Origin of the sequence: Streptomyces jeddahensis (assembly GCF_001642995.1) — a bacterium.
GTDB classification, from domain to species: Bacteria; Actinomycetota; Actinomycetes; order Streptomycetales; family Streptomycetaceae; genus Streptomyces; species Streptomyces jeddahensis.
Genome location: NZ_LOHS01000062.1, coordinates 54,207 through 69,759, shown reverse-complemented (window position 1 = coordinate 69,759; position 15,553 = coordinate 54,207). Strand labels below are relative to the sequence as shown.

Here is a 15,553-nt window from a genome sequence, read left to right as displayed (position 1 = left end):
GGGGCACCTCCCAGCGGTAGCTGGGGGAGGGTGGGCACAGCCCACGACGGCGGGTGCCCTTCACCATGAGGGCACCCCTCAGAACAGCGTCCCCACCTCAGGCCCCTCCAGCTCCTTCAACAACTCTGGCCCGTTGTTCCGCACATCACTCACCGCCGTGGACACGGGATACGCCCGCATCAGCCCCTCGGGGGGCGGGGCCAGCAGCCCCCGCAGATCCGCTGGATCCGTCCGCGACGGATCCAGCCACGCATCCCACCGATCAGGCGTCAACATCAACGGCATCCGAGGATGAATCTCCGCCAACGACCGCGGCCCCTCCCCGGCTGCCCCCGCCAGCGGCCCCTCCTCCGCCTCGGTCGTGATGACGGCACACGTCACCCACCACGCCCGCGGATGATCGTCCGGCAGCGTCCGGTCCCGCCAGAACTCGTACAGCCCCGCCATCGCGAAGACGGACCCGTCCGCGGGCGTCACGAAGTACGGCTGCTTCCGCGGCCGCTTCTTCCTGCCCTGGACCTCCAGATCACGCTCGGCGGTGCCGGTCACCCACTCGTAATAGCCGTCTGCGGGGATGATGCAGCGCCGGGAGGCGAAGGGACGCCGGTACGACGGCTTCTCGTGCACCGTCTCCGCACGGGCGTTGATCATCCGCGCCCCGCCCTCGGGTGACTTCGCCCACGATGGTATGAGTCCCCAGGTGAGCGTGCGCAGCTGGCGAACCGGCCGCGGGCTGTCGGCGTCTTTCAGAGGGCGGTCCAGTACCGCGTAGACGTCCTTGGTGGGAGCCACGTTGTAGTCGGGCGCCAGCGTCTCCTTCGGCTCCCACTTCTCGATCTCAAAGATTCCTGCGAGATCCTCGGGCCTACGACTCGATGCATACCGTCCGCACATACGTGCCACACTGCCAGCCCCGCCCACCTCCCGACCACCACCACACCCCGAGCGACGGCCCCACGCGCCGCCCCGTACCGATCACCCGAGAGGAGCCCGCCCCAGACATGGAGAGCGCAACGACCAGCGCGGCACTCGGCGTCATCGCCGGTGCCGCGCCGACCACCGCGAGTGCCTCACTCGCCTCCCTCTGGGACCGCGTCTTCGGCACCCAGCCGGACCCCGACCAGTGGGTGGTGTTCGCCACAGCGGCCGTCGCGCTCGCCGTGGTCGTGCCGTACCGCCCGTGGCGGCTCGCCCGCAACGCGATCACCATCGCCCACGAGGGCGGCCACGGCCTGGTCGCCCTGCTCACCGGCCGCCGTCTGGACGGCATACGCCTGCACTCCGACACCAGCGGCCTCACGGTCAGCCGCGGCAGGCCCACCGGCCTCGGCATGATCCTCACCGCCGCCGCGGGCTACACCGCTCCCCCGCTGCTGGGTCTCGGCGGCGCCGCGCTGCTCGCCGCGGACCACATCACCGCCCTGCTGTGGCTCGCCACCGGCCTGCTCATCGCCATGCTCGTGATGATCCGCAACGCGTACGGCGCCCTGACGGTGATCGTCACTGGTGGCACGTTCCTGCTCGTCTCCTGGCTCACGGGTCCGCAGGTGCAGGCGGCCTTCGCGTACGTGGCGGTGTGGTTCCTGCTCCTCGGCGGCGTACGGCCCGCCTTCGAACTGCAGGCCAAGCGGCGCAGAGGCGGGGCCGGGGACTCGGACGCGGACCAGCTGTCGCGGCTCACGAGCGTTCCGGCGGGGATGTGGCTCTTCCTCTTCCATGCGGTGTCGCTCTGCTCGCTCATCGGGGGCGGCCGGTGGCTGCTCGGCGTATGAGCCTCATATCAGCGCACTGTTTCGCATGGATTTCGCCGCATTTGATCAAGATCTCCGGTCATGGCCAACCACTAAAGTGAGGGGCATGACCGAGAACCCAGCGCACATCGACCTCTGGCCCGCCCCGCACGCGAGCGCGGCCGTCGACGCGACGGTCCACGTGCCCGGATCCAAGTCGGTCACGAACCGGGCCCTCGTCCTGGCCTCGCTGGCCGCCGATCCCGGCTGGCTGCGCCGCCCGCTGCGCTCCCGCGACACGCTGCTGATGGCGGGCGGTCTGCGCGCCATGGGTGTCGGCATCGAGGAGACGGTGTCCTCCAGCTCCACCGTCTCCCGCGGTCCCGCCGCATCGGGCGAGGCCTGGCGCGTCATCCCCTCGGGCCTGCAGGGCCCGGCCACGGTCGACGTCGGCAACGCCGGCACGGTGATGCGCTTCCTGCCCCCGGTGGCGGCGCTGGCGGACGGTCCCGTGCGGTTCGACGGCGACCCCCGCTCGTACGAGCGCCCGCTGAACGGCGTGATCGACGCCCTGCGTGCCCTCGGCGCCCGCATCGACGACGACGGGCGCGGCGCCCTGCCCATGACCGTCTTCGGCGGCGGGGCGCTGGACGGCGGCCCGGTCGAGATCGACGCCTCCTCGTCGTCGCAGTTCGTGAGCGCCCTGCTGCTGTCCGCCCCGCGCTTCAACCAGGGCGTCGAGGTGCGTCACGTCGGCTCCGCCCTGCCGTCGATGCCGCACATCCGGATGACCGTCGACATGCTGCGCAACGCCGGCGCCCAGGTCGACACCCCGGAGTCGGGCGGCGAACCGAACGTCTGGCGCGTCACTCCAGGCGCCCTGCTCGGCGTGGATCTCACGATCGAGCCGGACCTGTCGAACGCCCAGCCGTTCCTGGCCGCGGCCCTGGTCACCGGCGGCCGCGTCGTCATCCCCGACTGGCCCGAGCGCACCACCCAGCCCGGCGACCGCCTGCGCGAGCTCTTCACCGAGATGGGCGGCTCCTGCGAGCTGACCGACCAGGGCCTGGTCTTCACCGGCTCCGGTTCGGTCCACGGCATCGACGCCGACCTGAGCGAGGTCGGCGAGCTCACCCCGGGCATCGCGGCCGTGGCGGCCCTCGCCGACTCCCCGTCGACGCTGCGCGGCGTGGCCCACCTGCGCCTGCACGAGACGGACCGCCTCGCGGCCCTCACCAAGGAGATCAACGAGCTGGGCGGCGACGTCACGGAGACCGCGGACGGGCTCCACATCCGCCCGCGCCCGCTGCACGGCGGCGTCTTCCACACCTACGACGACCACCGCATGGCGACCGCCGGCGCCGTCATCGGCCTCGTCGTGGAGGGCGTGGAGATCGAGAACGTCGCGACGACGGCGAAGACCCTGCCGGACTTCCCCGACATGTGGGCCGGAATGCTCGGGAACTGACGGGCGGGATTCCGAGCCATGCGCCGCTACGGCAAGCACACCGACGAGGACGACGTCCGGGTCCGCCCCAACCGCAAGGGCAACCGGCCCCGGACGAGTATCCGCCCGAAGCACGAGGACGCCGCGGAGGGCATGGTCCTCACCGTGGACAGGGGGCGGCTGACCTGCCTCGTCGAGGACCGCGTCGTCCTCGCGATGAAGGCCCGCGAGCTCGGCCGCAAGGCCGCCGTCGTCGGCGACCGGGTCCACCTGGTCGGTGATCTGTCCGGCAAGAAGGACACCCTCGCCCGCATCGTGCGGATCGCCGAGCGCACCTCGGTGCTGCGGCGCACGGCCGACGACGACGATCCGTACGAGCGCGTGGTCGTCGCCAACGCCGACCAGCTCGCCATCGTCACCGCCCTCGCCGACCCGGAGCCGCGGCCGCGCCTGATCGACCGCTGCCTGGTCGCGGCGTACGACGGCGGCCTCGAACCGCTGCTCGTCCTCACCAAGTCCGACCTCGCGCCGCCGGACAAGCTGCTCGAGCTGTACGGCGCGCTCGGCGTCCCGTATGTGGTCACCAGCCGCGAGGAGCTGGAGAACGGCGGTGCCGCGGACCGCGTGCGCGAACATCTCGCCGGGAAGATCACCGCGTTCGTCGGCCACTCCGGTGTGGGCAAGACGACGCTGGTCAACGCCCTGGTCCCGGAGGACCGCCGACGTCTGACCGGGCATGTCAACGTGGTCACGGGCCGCGGCCGGCACACCACCACATCGGCCCTCGCCCTGCCCCTGCTCGGCGCCGGGGACGGCACAGGCGACGGCTGGGTGGTCGACACCCCGGGCGTACGGTCCTTCGGCCTCGCCCACATCGACCCGTCGCGCGTCATCCACGCCTTCCCGGACCTGGAGCCGGGTACGGACGGGTGCCCGCGTGCGTGCAGCCACGACGAGCAGGACTGCGCGCTGGACGAGTGGGTGACCGAGGGCCATGCCGACCCGGCGCGCCTGTACTCCCTGCGACGGCTGCTGGCGACCCGGGAGCGCCGCGAAGGCGACTGATCTCGAGGGCTGACCTCCCGGTGTTTGCGCCGTGCCGGTAACGGTAAGTGCATAATCGCACCAAGCTGGATCCAAGGCAGACGAAGCGGTCACGGAACGCGATCAGCTGATGCGGGAGGCGGATACATGGCGTGGCTGCTGGTGATCGTGGCCGGTCTTCTGGAGACCGGCTTCGCGGTATGCCTGAAGCTCTCGCACGGTTTCACCAGGCTCTGGCCCACGATCGCGTTCGCCTGCTTCGCACTCGGCAGCTTCGGCCTGCTGACGCTTGCGCTGCGACGCCTCGACATCGGTCCGGCGTACGCGGTGTGGACGGGCATCGGCGCGTCGGGCACAGCGATCTACGGCATGGTCTTCCTCGGCGACGTGGTGTCCACGCTGAAGATCGTCTCCATCACGATGGTGATCGTGGGCGTGGTCGGCCTGCAGCTGTCAGGCTCGGCTCACTGACACGACACTCCCCAGCGCCTCCCGCACCAGCTCCCCGGCCCCGCCCTTTCCGGCGGGGACGACCGCGCAGGAGAGCGCCAGCCGCACGGCGACCTCGCAGGCCCGCGCCAGCTCCAGCGCCTCGGCCCCTGAGCTCCCCGGCACGGTCAGCGCGGCCACCGCCCGGTCCCGGACGAGCCCGACGACATCGGTGGGCGAGGGCAACGGCCCGTCCGCCCGCCGCTGCGCCGCCACGGCGGACGACGACGGCACGGCAGACAGCCTCAACGACGGCAACCGCTCGCTCCAGCACCCGGTCAGCACGGCCCTCACCAGCGCATTGCCGCGCACCGCCGCGACGGTCCACTCGGCGACGGCAGCAAGCCGCTCCCACGGTTCGACATGGCTCGCGAGAGCACGGTCGACGCCCGCCAGATACGCGTCGGCCTCCCGGCGCACCAGCGCCCGGGCGAGCCCTTCCTTGCTTCCGAACTCGTTGTAGAGGGTCTGCCGCGAGACCCCGGCCACGGCCGCGACGTCGACCATGCGCACCCCGGACCACGGACGGCGCGTCAGCGCCATATAGGCCGCGTCCAACAAGGAATCCCGCGCTGCAGGCATCATCGCCTCCCCGGCCGAGCGGCTCCCGTGTCAGGGTTGACGCGCCCACGGGCACTGTCAAGGGTCGTGCGTGTACGGACCGCAGTGCGGCAGCACCCCCTCCGCCCCGCGGCTCTCCGGCGCGAATGCCGTGTGGCCTCATCCACGAGGAGATCGATACTGTTCGCCCATGCCCGACTATCACGATGACCTGCGTCTCGCCCACGTCCTCGCGGACGCCGCCGACGCGGCGACGATGGACCGGTTCAAGGCCCTCGACCTGAAGGTGGAGACCAAACCGGACATGACGCCGGTGAGCGAGGCCGACAAGGCGGCCGAGGAGCTCATCCGCGGCCACCTCGGCCGGGCGCGCCCGCGCGACGCGATCCTCGGCGAGGAGTACGGCATCGAGGGCACCGGCCCGCGGCGCTGGGTGATCGACCCGATCGACGGCACCAAGAACTACGTGCGCGGCGTGCCGGTCTGGGCCACGCTGATCTCCCTGATGGAGGCGGGCGAGGGAGGCTTCCAGCCGGTGGTGGGCGTCGTGTCGGCGCCGGCGCTGGGCCGCCGCTGGTGGGCGGCGAAGGGGCACGGCGCGTACACGGGGCGCAGCCTGACGTCCGCGAGCCGCCTGCAGGTCTCCCGCGTGCGGCGCCTGGCCGACGCCTCGTTCGCGTACTCGAGCCTGACGGGCTGGGAGGAGCAGGGGCGGCTCGACGGCTTCCTGGATCTCACGCGGGCGGTGTGGCGTACCCGGGGCTACGGCGACTTCTGGCCGTACATGATGGTCGCCGAAGGCTCCATCGACATCTGCGCGGAGCCGGAGCTGTCCCTGTGGGACATGGCGGCCAACGCGATCATCGTGACGGAGGCGGGCGGCACGTTCACCGGCCTCGACGGGCGTCCGGGCCCGCACAGCGGAAACGCGGCCGCGTCGAACGGTCCCCTCCACGAGGAGCTGCTGGGTTATCTGAACCAGCGGTACTGAGGCCGGCGGTGCCGTGGTCCCGGCGCGCGGAGGTAAAGAACGTAAAAGAGCGTGCGTACGCGCGCCCTTGTTGAGTTCCCGCTTCGCTGCAACTCTGAAGGCCCCCCCACTTGTGAACTTGTGAAGAGTTCAACAGGTGCTTCGGGCACCGGGGGCCCGGAAGCGGAACCGCAGGAGGTGGCTCCATCCCATGCTCGTCCGTGACGCCATGAGCACACTGGTCCTCACCATCGGCCCCGACCACACCCTCCGTCAGGCAGCCCAGCTGATGTCGGCGCGCCGTGTCGGCGCCGCCGTGGTTCTCGACCCCGACACGAGCGGGCTCGGCATCCTCACCGAGCGCGACATCCTGAACTCGATCGGCCTCGGCCAGGACCCGGACCGCGAGAAGGCCGGCGCCCACACCACGAACAACGTCGTCTTCGCCGCCCCGGCGTGGACCCTGGAGAACGCCGCGGACGCCATGACGCGCGGCGGCTTCCGGCATCTCATCGTGCTGGACGAGCGTGACCACGAGCCGCTCGGCATCGTCTCGGTACGCGACATCGTCCGCTGCTGGACCGGGGTCCGGCAGCGGATACCTGCGGCGGCCCCCTAGGCGGGCACGCGGACGGGCCGGAACCCCATGGGGTTCCGGCCCGTCCGGTTACGACAAGCTCTCGGACCGAGGGCGTCCAGGTCGGCCGGCAGTGACCGACCTGGACGTCACCATCAGACGAGGTCGAACCGGTCCAGGTTCGAGACCTTGACCCACGCCGCGACGAAGTCGTTCACGAACTTCTCCTTCGCGTCATCGCTCGCGTAGACCTCCGCGAGCGCCCGCAGCTCGGAGTTCGAGCCGAAGACCAGGTCGGCACGGGTGCCGGTCCACTTGACCTCGCCGGTGGCGTCGTCGCGGCACTCGAAGGTGGTCTGGTCCTCCGAGGTCGGCGACCACGTGTGGCCCAGGTCGAGCAGGTTGACGAAGAAGTCGTTCGTCAGCTTGCCCGGGGTGTCGGTGAAGACGCCGTACGAGGTCTGCTGGTAGTTGGCGCCGAGGACGCGCAGGCCACCGACCAGGACGGTCAGCTCGGGGGCGCTCAGGCCCAGCAGGTTCGCCTTGTCGAGCAGCAGGTACTCGGCCGGCAGGCGGTTGCCCTTGCCGAGGTAGTTGCGGAAGCCGTCGGCGGTGGGCTCCAGCGCGGCGAAGGACTCCGCGTCGGTGTGCTCCTCCGTGGCGTCCACGCGGCCCGGCGCGAAGGGCACCTCGACGTCGTAACCGGCGTCCTTGGCCGCCTTCTCCACGGCGGCGGCGCCACCGAGGATGATCAGGTCGGCCAGGGAGACCTTCTTGGCGCCGGAGTTGAACTCCGCCTGGATGCCCTCCAGGACACGCAGCACCTGCGCCAGCTGGTCGGGCTCGTTGACCTCCCAGCCGATCTGCGGCTGCAGGCGGATGCGGGCGCCGTTGGCGCCGCCGCGCTTGTCGCTGGTGCGGAAGGTCGAGGCCGACGCCCACGCGGTGGACACCAGCTGCGAGACGGTCAGACCCGAGTCGAGGAGCTTGGCCTTGAGCGCCGCGATGTCGGCCGCGTCGATGGGCTCGCCCTCGGCCTCCGGCAGCGGGTCCTGCCACAGCAGGGTCTCCTCCGGGACCTCCGAGCCGAGGTACAGCGACTTCGGGCCCAGGTCGCGGTGGGTCAGCTTGTACCAGGCGCGGGCGAAGGCGTCCGCGAACTCGTCGGGGTTCTCGTAGAAGCGACGCGAGATCTGCTCGTAGACCGGGTCGAACCGGAGCGAGAGGTCCGTCGTCAGCATCTTCGGGGCGTGGCTCTTCGACGCGTCGTGGGCGTCGGGGATGGTGCCCGCACCGGCCCCGTCCTTGGCGACCCACTGGTGGGCGCCGGCCGGGCTCTTCGTCAGCTCCCACTCGTACTCGAACAGGTTCTTGAAGAAGCCGTTGCTCCACTGGGTCGGCGTGCTGGTCCAGGTGACCTCCAGGCCACTGGTGATCGCGTCGCCGCCCTTGCCGGTGCCGTAGGTGCTCTTCCAGCCGAAGCCCTGCGCCTCGATCGGGGCGGCCTCGGGGTCGGGGCCGACGTGGTCGGACGGGCCTGCGCCGTGGGTCTTGCCGAAGGTGTGGCCACCCGCGATCAGGGCGACGGTCTCCTCGTCGTTCATCGCCATCCGGCGGAACGTCTCGCGGATGTCACGGGCCGCGGCGATCGGGTCCGGGTTCCCGTTGGGGCCCTCCGGGTTGACGTAGATGAGGCCCATCTGGACCGCGCCGAGCGGGTTCTCCAGCTCGCGGTCGCCGCTGTAGCGCTGGTCGTCGAGCCAGGTGGTCTCGGGGCCCCAGTACACGTCCTCCTCGGACTCCCAGACGTCCGCGCGGCCGCCGGCGAAACCGAAGGTCTCGAAGCCCATGGACTCCAGGGCGACGTTGCCGGCGAGGATCATGAGGTCGGCCCACGACAGGCTCTGGCCGTACTTCTTCTTGACCGGCCACAGCAGGCGGCGGGCCTTGTCGAGGTTGCCGTTGTCCGGCCAGCTGTTGAGCGGGGCGAACCGCTGCTGGCCGGCGCCGGCGCCGCCGCGGCCGTCGCTGATGCGGTACGTGCCCGCGCTGTGCCAGGCCATGCGGATCATGAACGGGCCGTAGTGACCGAAGTCGGCCGGCCACCAGTCCTTCGAGTCCGTCAGCACCTCGGCGATGTCCCGCTTCACGGCCGCGAGGTCGAGGGACTTGAACGCCTCGGCGTAGTCGAAGTCCTCACCCAGTGGGTTCGCCACCGCGGGGTTCTTGGCGAGGATCTTCAGGTTGAGCCGCTCCGGCCACCACTGGCGGTTTCCGCCTCCCTGAGTCGGGTGCAGGGCACGCCCGTGCGCGACCGGGCAGCGGCCCGCCTCCTCCGGCTTGTCGTCTGTGACGATCGCGTCGTGCATCTCAGTCATGGGAATCCTTCCGGACTAGGCGGAACACGGTGCTCAGGAACTGCGGGGGGAGATGTGGCCTACGCGATCGCGCACCCCGGAGACGATCGCGTCGACGCCGAGGTGGTCACCGTCCCGGACGGTCTCGAGCAGCGCGGCGCGGGCGGCCGTCACCAGGGGTCCGCCACCGAGCGGCTCCTCGGCGGTGGTCGGGGTCTGGAGTTCGGTCATGGTGCCCACGTCACTTCTGCCTGTTCCTGTCGCTTGGCCAAAGCCGAGCTCGATCCTACAATGGACAATGTCTAAGTCAAGCAAACTTCCAAAGTCACACCCGTTCGGGATCTGGTTCCCCTGCTGTTAGGCTGGTCTTTATGAGCGACCTGTTGGAACGACTGCGCGGACGCGGCTGGCGGATGACCGCGCAGCGGCGTGTCGTGGCCGAGGTCCTCGACGGCGAACACGTCCATCTGACGGCCGACGAGGTGCACGCCCGGGCCGTAGCCAAGCTGCCCGAGATCTCCCGGGCGACGGTGTACAACACGCTGGGCGAGCTCGTCTCGCTCGGTGAGGTGCTCGAGGTCGCCACGGACAAGCGCGCGAAACGTTACGACCCGAACGCGCACCGGCCGCATCAGCACCTGGTCTGCGGCCAGTGCGGCGCCATCCGCGACGTCCACCCGAAGGGCAACCCCCTCGCCGACCTCCCCGACGCGGAGCGCTTCGGCTTCACGATCTCGGACGTCGAGGTCACGTACCGCGGCCTCTGCCCGACCTGCGCGGGCGCCTGAGACCCGTACGACACGCGACACCCGAAGCCCCCGGACACCGAACGGCGCCGGGGGCTTCTCGCGTGCCTGACATGCCTGCACAGCGGGACGCCTCCGGGCAGCCTTGAGGCGCACACCCCCTTCCCCAATCTGACACCCCGTCATATCGTCAACGGCGCTCACATATCCGCACTCCGCAAGGAGAAGACCCGTGGGAGAGCCGCACCCAACGCCCACAGCCCCCCAGGCCCCGAAACTCCGGGCCACCGCCCTCACCCGCACCTTCGGCCGGAGCCCGAAGACGGTCCACGCCCTCGGCCCCGTCGACCTCGACATCGCCCCCGGCGAGTTCACCTGCATCGTCGGCCCCTCCGGCTGCGGAAAGTCCACCCTTCTCCGCATAGCCGCCGGCCTCCTCCGCCCCACCACGGGCGAACTGCAGATCCGCACCGCGTCCCCCAGGCCCGCCGCGATGATCTTCCAGGACTACGGCATCTACGACTGGAAGACGGTCCTGGCCAACGTCCGCTTCGGCCTCGACATCCAGCGCGTCCCGCGCCGCGAGGCGGACGCCCGCGCGCGTGACTGGCTGGCCCGCATGGGCCTCGCCGACTTCGCGGGCGCCTACCCCGCCACCCTCTCCGGCGGCATGCGCCAGCGCGTCGCGATCGCCCGCGCGCTGGCCGTCGAGCCGGAGATCCTCCTGATGGACGAGCCGTTCGCCGCGCTCGACGCCCAGCTGCGCACGATCCTCCAGGACGAGCTCCTCGATCTCACCCAGACCACCAGCACCACCACCCTCTTCATCACGCACAGCCTGGAAGAGGCGATCGTCCTCGGCGACCGGGTCCTGGTCATGTCGGCCCGGCCGGGCCGCATCATCGCCGAACGCCGCCCGCCCTTCGGCCGCCCGCGCTCCGGCGACGTCCGCTCGGCCCCGGAGTTCACCGCGCTCAAGAGCGAGCTGTGGGAACTGCTGCGCGGCGAGGTCCGCAGGGAGGCGGTGCCGGCATGAGCATCCACCCCGCCCCCGCCGACGTACGCAAGGAGCCCACCGCCGATGAGGCGGTGCTGGTACGCCGTCCGGGCCCGCAGGAGCTGCACCCCGTACGCACCCACCGCAGGCGCCGCGCCCTGGAGCTGTCCCTTGCGGTCGCCGTCCCCCTCGTCCTGGTCCTGCTGTGGCAGCTGGCCGCCGTGCAGGGCTGGATCGACGACCGTGTCTACCCGGCGCCCAGCACGATCTTCGCGGACGGCTGGGAGCGAGCCGCGGACGGCGATCTCTGGCCGGACGTATGGGCCACGCTCCAACGCGTCCTGGCCGGATACGCGATCGGCACACTCACCGGTTACGCGCTCGGCCTGCTCATGGGCTCGCTGTCCCTCGTACGGGCCGCGCTGGAGCCCCTGCTCGACGCCCTGTACGTCGTCCCCAAGCTGGCCCTGCTGCCGATCTTCCTGAACATGTTCGGCCTCGGCGAGGGTCCGCAGGTGGCGCTGGTGGCGGCCACGGTGTTCTTCTTCGTCTGGATCTCGACGATGGCCGCCGTCCTGGCGGTCCCGGAGGGCCACCGCGACGCCGGACAGGTCTTCGGGGCCTCACCGTGGCAGATGTTCCGGCACGTACTGCTGCCCGCGTCACTGCCCGCGGTGCTGGTCGGTGCCCGGATCGCGGCGGGCGTCGCGGTGCTCGTGATCGTCGCGTCCGAACAGATCGCCGCGACGAACGGCCTGGGCCATCTGATCTTCGACTCGCGGGCGCTCTTCCAGAACGACGTGATGTTCGTCGGCATCGTCTGCGTCGCCGTGCTCGGCGTCCTCTTCTCCGAGGTCGTACGGCTCGTCGGCCGGCTGCTCACGCCCTGGGCACCGCGCGACCGCGGGCGGGGCCAGTCATGACGCGTCCGACGCTTTCCACATTTCCGTACGGAGGCTTCATGCACGCCCGCACTGCCGCGACAGCGCTGCTCGTCGCGGGAACCCTGCTCGCCTCGGCCGGCTGCGCCCAGAACGACGGCTCGGGCTCCGGGGCGGCGGCCGAGCCCCGCGCCGTCAAGGCGGTGGCCGGCTGCGGCGCGGGCAGCTGGACGGATCCCGCCGACCTGTCCGCGGACCGCAGGCCCGCCCGCTGCGACAAGGGCGCGCCCGCCGCGCAGCCGCTCGCGAAGAAGCGCAAGCTGACGATCGCCACCGGCACCCTGAGCGCCGAGTACGTGGCGCCGCTGCAGGTGGCCCTGGAGAAGGGCGAGTTCGCCAAGGAGAACCTGGACGTCGAACTCAAGGTGCTGCCGACCCCGGACGCCCTCCCGCTCCTTGCCAAGGGCGACATCGACGCGCAGTGGGCGGCGCCCGAGGCCGCCGTGATGAACGGCATCAACGGCGGCTTCAACATCAAGTGGGTGGCCGGGAACTTCTCGCCCGACCCGGAGTCGAAGAGCGGCCTGTGGGTGCGGCTGAAGGAGGGCGAGAGCGCCGACCGCGTGCCGATGGCGGGCCGCAAGCTCGGCACCATGATCGGTAAGGGCTCCGTCATCGCGTATCCGATGAACAAGGCGCTGGAGAAGCACGGCGGCGGGCTCGACAAGATCCAGTTCCAGCAGCTGGGCTCGGCCGATGTCCTGACCGCGCTGCAGAACGGCGGCGTCGACTCGGCCTGGCTGCTCGATCCGGTGTGGCGCAAGGTCGACGGCGACGACCGCTACGCGTTCCTGGGCGGCCAGCCGCCCGGCGAGCCGCTCGGCGGGATGCTCTTCGGCCCGAACCTGCTCACGCAGGACGTGGACGCGGGGGTGGCCCTGCTGCGCGCCTACATCCGCACGGTGAACACCTACTTCGCCGGCGACTACAAGTCGGACGAGGCCTTCGTCGCCGAGCTGGCGAAGCTGCTGAAGACGGACGAGGCCGTGCTGGAATCGACCCCGTCGCTCCGCATGGACTGGGAGATCCGCTCCGGTACGACGGACCGGCTGCAGGCCGCGTATGCCGCGGCAGGCGTCTCTGAGGGCGACCCCGTGCCGGAGGAGAAGGCGGTGAACCGCGCCCTGTACGAGGAGGCCGTCGGCCACAAGCCGTAGCCAGCTGCTCACCGAGAAAAACCGGAAGGCCCGGATCCTGAGGATCCGGGCCTTCCGATTCAGTAGCGGGGACAGGATTTGAACCTGCGACCTCTGGGTTATGAGCCCAGCGAGCTACCGAGCTGCTCCACCCCGCGTCGGTGAACCCAACATTACGTGAGCCCGACGCGTAAGAGCAAATCGCTATCAGGACGAGGGCCCGATGGTCGGCGGAACCGGTCGGCGGACCCGGTCGGCGGATCCGGTGGCGCATCCCGTCCCCGGACCCGCTCACGCCGACAGCTCCTGCCGGAGCGCGTCACGCAACCGCGCAGCCCTCTCCGCAACCTCTCCGGACCCGAGCTCAACGGCCCGGTCGCACCACCGCTGCCCTTCCACCAGCTCGCCCCGACGCGCGTAGAGCAAGGCGAGCCGGAGCGCTGCCCGCCCGTGCCCGGCGTCGGCCGCTCGCGTCCACCACAGGGCGGCCTCCGGCTCGCTGCCCTCGCGGGCGAGCAGCAGCCCGAGGTTGAAGGCCCCGTTCCGGCTGCCGGCCTCGGCCGCCTCCCGGTACCAGCGCGCCGCCTCCACCACGTCGCCGCGCGCGGCGGCGAGCATGCCGACCCGCACCTGGGCACGCCGGTGCCCCTGCTCGGCGGCCCGCTCGTACCACTCCTCGCACTCCGTCTTCTCCGTCGCCGGCTCACCGAGCTCGTGGGCCTTCGCCGGCGGGCGCCGCGCGTCCAGGAGGGTCGCGAGCCGGTACGCCGCCTCCGCGCTGCCCCCGCCTGCCGCGCACCGCAGATGGCGCTCGGCGGTCCGCTCGTCGCCTTCACGCAGGCGGGCGATGCCGGCCTGGAGGGCGGCCTCGGTGTGCCCGGCCGCCGCGGCCCGCTCGTACCACTGCAGCGCGCCGGCCTCCTGGCCGCGGCCCGCCCAGAGGATGCCGAGGTTGAACGCGGCGTCCACGCTGCCCGCCTCGGCGGCCTTGGAGAACCACGGTTCGGCGCCGGCCGCGTCGCCGCCCTGCAGGAGCAGCACGGCCAGCGCGTTGGCGGCCTCGCGGTGGCCCGCGTAGGCGGCGTGCCGGTACCACTGCTCGGCCTGGGCGGTGCGGCCCTGGCCGGCGCAGAGCAGGGCGAGGTTGTAGGCGCCGTTGACGTCGCCCGCGTCCATGGCGGCCCGGTACCAGCGCTCGGCCGTCTGGGACTCGCCGCGTTCGGCATGCAGTGCGCCCAGCGCGTTGGCGGCGTTGCCGTCGCCTTCCTGGGCGGCCTTGAGCCACCACACGGCGGCGTTCTCCTCGTCGCCGGCGTCGCGCAGCAGGAAGCCGAGCGCGCACGCGGCACGGGGTTCGCCGTCCTTGGCGGACGTCAGATACCAGCGTCCCGCCTCCTTCAGCTCGCCCCGCTTCTCGAGGATCGCGCCGAGCTGCAGTGCGGCGCGCCGGTGCCCGCGCGCTGCCGCCTGCCGGTACCACTGCTCGGCCTCGTCGGCGAGGGTCGGCGCAGGCGCACCGTCCTCGTCCGGCCTGGCGCCGTCGCCGTCGGGCGCGGCGTCCCCTGGGGTCGCCTGCGGCTTGCCGTCCGCGCTTGCCCGCTGCGCCGGGATCAGGCCCGCGAGCGCGCCGTCTCCGTGCTCCTGTGCGGCGCGCCGGTCGAGCGTCCGGGCCAGCCGGTACGCGGCCTCGCGGTGGCCGCGGTCGGCGGCGGCCCGCATCCAGGTCTCGGCGTCAGGGTCGCTGCGGTGCTCCAGGAGGTCTGCGAGGGCGTAGGCGCCGAGGACATGGCCCTGTTCGGCGGACTGGCGCAGCCAGTACTCGGCTGCGGGCTCGTCGCCGCGCTCGCGGTGGTACCGGCCGAGCGCGTGCGCGGCGGGCGCGGAACCCGCGACGGCGGCGATACGCCACCATCCGGCCGCCTCGTCGGCGTAGCCGCGCTGGTGCAGGAGGACGCCCAGGTTGTTGGCGGCGGCGCGGTCACCGGCCGCGGTGGCGGCGCGCAGCTGGGGTTCGGCGCCGTCGAGGTCGCCGCGGCGCAGCAGCATGGCGCCGAGCACGCTCATCGCCTCGACCTCGCCGCGCTCGGCGGCAAGCCGCCTGCGCGCCTCCTCGGCGGCCGCACCGGTCTCGTCCCGGTCGGCCGCGTGCACAAACCGCCCCGTCCCGTACAGAGTTGCCTTGTCCCCCATAACGTCCATCGTCGCACCACCTGCAACCTGGGTACACCTGGTATACCGCAGCCATTGAGGTCACTTCAGCGTTTTGTCGACATGCCCACAGAGAGACAAGTGAAACACAGATTCTCCAACTCCCACCGGCTGGAGCAGTCTTCGTACAAGCGTCAGTCGTCAACCGCACTGACGCGTGACGTCACGGACGGGGGCTGCGGACCGGGACCGCTGCCGGCCACGGCACCGGGTCGGCGAGCGCAAACACGGCGAGGGCCCGGATCCTGAATGGATCCGGGCCCTCGACTTCAGTAGCGGGGACAGGATTTGAACCTGCGACCTCTGGGTTATGAGCCCAGCGAGCTACCGAGCTGCTCCACCCCGCGTCG

14 protein-coding genes, 2 tRNA genes and 1 pseudogene are annotated in these 15,553 nt (G+C 71.5%); 10 read left to right on the top strand and 7 right to left on the bottom strand.

Features of this window, described 5'->3' with window-relative positions:
* Positions 1-78: 78 nt before the first annotated feature.
* Positions 79-894 carry an SOS response-associated peptidase gene (locus STSP_RS10860; RefSeq protein WP_067275325.1) on the bottom strand — a complete coding sequence of 272 codons (816 nt, stop codon included), beginning with the start codon at positions 892-894 and terminating at the stop codon, positions 79-81.
* A 107-nt stretch (positions 895-1,001) separates the two neighbouring features.
* Between STSP_RS10860 and STSP_RS10855 the strand changes: the two genes are divergently transcribed.
* The 4 genes from STSP_RS10855 (at position 1,002) to STSP_RS10840 (ending at position 4,692) form a co-directional block, all read left to right on the top strand.
* Entirely contained in the window at positions 1,002-1,772 is a 771-nt protein-coding gene (locus STSP_RS10855) for a M50 family metallopeptidase (RefSeq protein ID WP_067275324.1), read from the top strand.
* 85 nt (positions 1,773-1,857) lie between these two features.
* Positions 1,858-3,198 (top strand): 3-phosphoshikimate 1-carboxyvinyltransferase, encoded by a 1,341-nt coding sequence (gene aroA, locus STSP_RS10850; protein ID WP_067275321.1) that lies wholly within the window; start codon positions 1,858-1,860, stop codon positions 3,196-3,198.
* Between the two features lie 18 nt (positions 3,199-3,216).
* Complete coding sequence (rsgA, locus tag STSP_RS10845; RefSeq protein WP_067275320.1) at positions 3,217-4,242, top strand: ribosome small subunit-dependent GTPase A; 1,026 nt, start codon at positions 3,217-3,219, stop codon at positions 4,240-4,242.
* Positions 4,243-4,368: 126 nt separating this feature from the next.
* The gene (locus STSP_RS10840; protein WP_067275319.1) at positions 4,369-4,692 is read left to right on the top strand and encodes a DMT family transporter; all 324 of its coding nucleotides are present in this window, start codon (positions 4,369-4,371) and stop codon (positions 4,690-4,692) included.
* On the opposite strand, the gene STSP_RS10835 is transcribed toward STSP_RS10840, so the two are convergent.
* On the bottom strand, positions 4,675-5,295 hold the full coding sequence (locus STSP_RS10835) for a TetR/AcrR family transcriptional regulator (RefSeq protein WP_067275318.1): 621 nt from the start codon (positions 5,293-5,295) through the stop codon (positions 4,675-4,677). The genes STSP_RS10840 and STSP_RS10835 overlap by 18 nt on opposite strands.
* Positions 5,296-5,461: 166 nt before the next feature.
* Between STSP_RS10835 and hisN the strand changes: the two genes are divergently transcribed.
* Both hisN and STSP_RS10825 read left to right on the top strand, forming a co-directional pair.
* The gene (hisN, locus tag STSP_RS10830) at positions 5,462-6,262 is read left to right on the top strand and encodes a histidinol-phosphatase (RefSeq protein ID WP_067275316.1); all 801 of its coding nucleotides are present in this window, start codon (positions 5,462-5,464) and stop codon (positions 6,260-6,262) included.
* Positions 6,263-6,452: 190 nt separating this feature from the next.
* A complete protein-coding gene (locus STSP_RS10825; RefSeq protein WP_067275314.1) occupies positions 6,453-6,860 on the top strand; it encodes a CBS domain-containing protein in 408 nt (135 codons plus the stop codon).
* Positions 6,861-6,973: 113 nt separating this feature from the next.
* Here STSP_RS10825 and katG read toward each other — a convergent pair whose 3' ends face one another.
* Both katG and STSP_RS10815 read right to left on the bottom strand, forming a co-directional pair.
* A complete protein-coding gene (gene katG, locus STSP_RS10820; RefSeq protein ID WP_067275312.1) occupies positions 6,974-9,196 on the bottom strand; it encodes a catalase/peroxidase HPI in 2,223 nt (740 codons plus the stop codon).
* Between the two features lie 48 nt (positions 9,197-9,244).
* Positions 9,245-9,406: pseudogene (locus STSP_RS10815) on the bottom strand (transcriptional repressor); the annotation flags it as partial.
* Between the two features lie 140 nt (positions 9,407-9,546).
* On the opposite strand from STSP_RS10815, the gene STSP_RS10810 reads away from it, so the two are divergent.
* The 4 genes from STSP_RS10810 to STSP_RS10795 all read left to right on the top strand — a co-directional run bounded on the left by STSP_RS10810 (position 9,547) and on the right by STSP_RS10795 (position 13,016).
* A complete protein-coding gene (locus STSP_RS10810; RefSeq protein ID WP_067275310.1) occupies positions 9,547-9,963 on the top strand; it encodes a Fur family transcriptional regulator in 417 nt (138 codons plus the stop codon).
* Between the two features lie 190 nt (positions 9,964-10,153).
* A complete protein-coding gene (locus STSP_RS10805; RefSeq protein ID WP_067275308.1) occupies positions 10,154-10,957 on the top strand; it encodes an ABC transporter ATP-binding protein in 804 nt (267 codons plus the stop codon).
* Entirely contained in the window at positions 10,954-11,841 is an 888-nt protein-coding gene (locus STSP_RS10800; RefSeq protein ID WP_067275307.1) for an ABC transporter permease, read from the top strand. The genes STSP_RS10805 and STSP_RS10800 overlap by 4 nt, the downstream gene beginning before the upstream one ends.
* Before the next feature lie 38 nt (positions 11,842-11,879).
* Positions 11,880-13,016 (top strand): ABC transporter substrate-binding protein, encoded by a 1,137-nt coding sequence (locus STSP_RS10795; protein WP_067275306.1) that lies wholly within the window; start codon positions 11,880-11,882, stop codon positions 13,014-13,016.
* Positions 13,017-13,079: 63 nt separating this feature from the next.
* On the opposite strand, the gene STSP_RS10790 is transcribed toward STSP_RS10795, so the two are convergent.
* The 3 genes from STSP_RS10790 to STSP_RS10780 all read right to left on the bottom strand — a co-directional run bounded on the left by STSP_RS10790 (position 13,080) and on the right by STSP_RS10780 (position 15,550).
* Positions 13,080-13,153 (bottom strand) — tRNA-Met (locus tag STSP_RS10790).
* A gap of 133 nt (positions 13,154-13,286) precedes the next feature.
* Positions 13,287-15,194 (bottom strand): SEL1-like repeat protein, encoded by a 1,908-nt coding sequence (locus tag STSP_RS10785; protein ID WP_067275305.1) that lies wholly within the window; start codon positions 15,192-15,194, stop codon positions 13,287-13,289.
* Positions 15,195-15,476: 282 nt separating this feature from the next.
* A tRNA-Met gene (locus STSP_RS10780) sits at positions 15,477-15,550 on the bottom strand.
* Positions 15,551-15,553 lie beyond the last annotated feature (3 nt).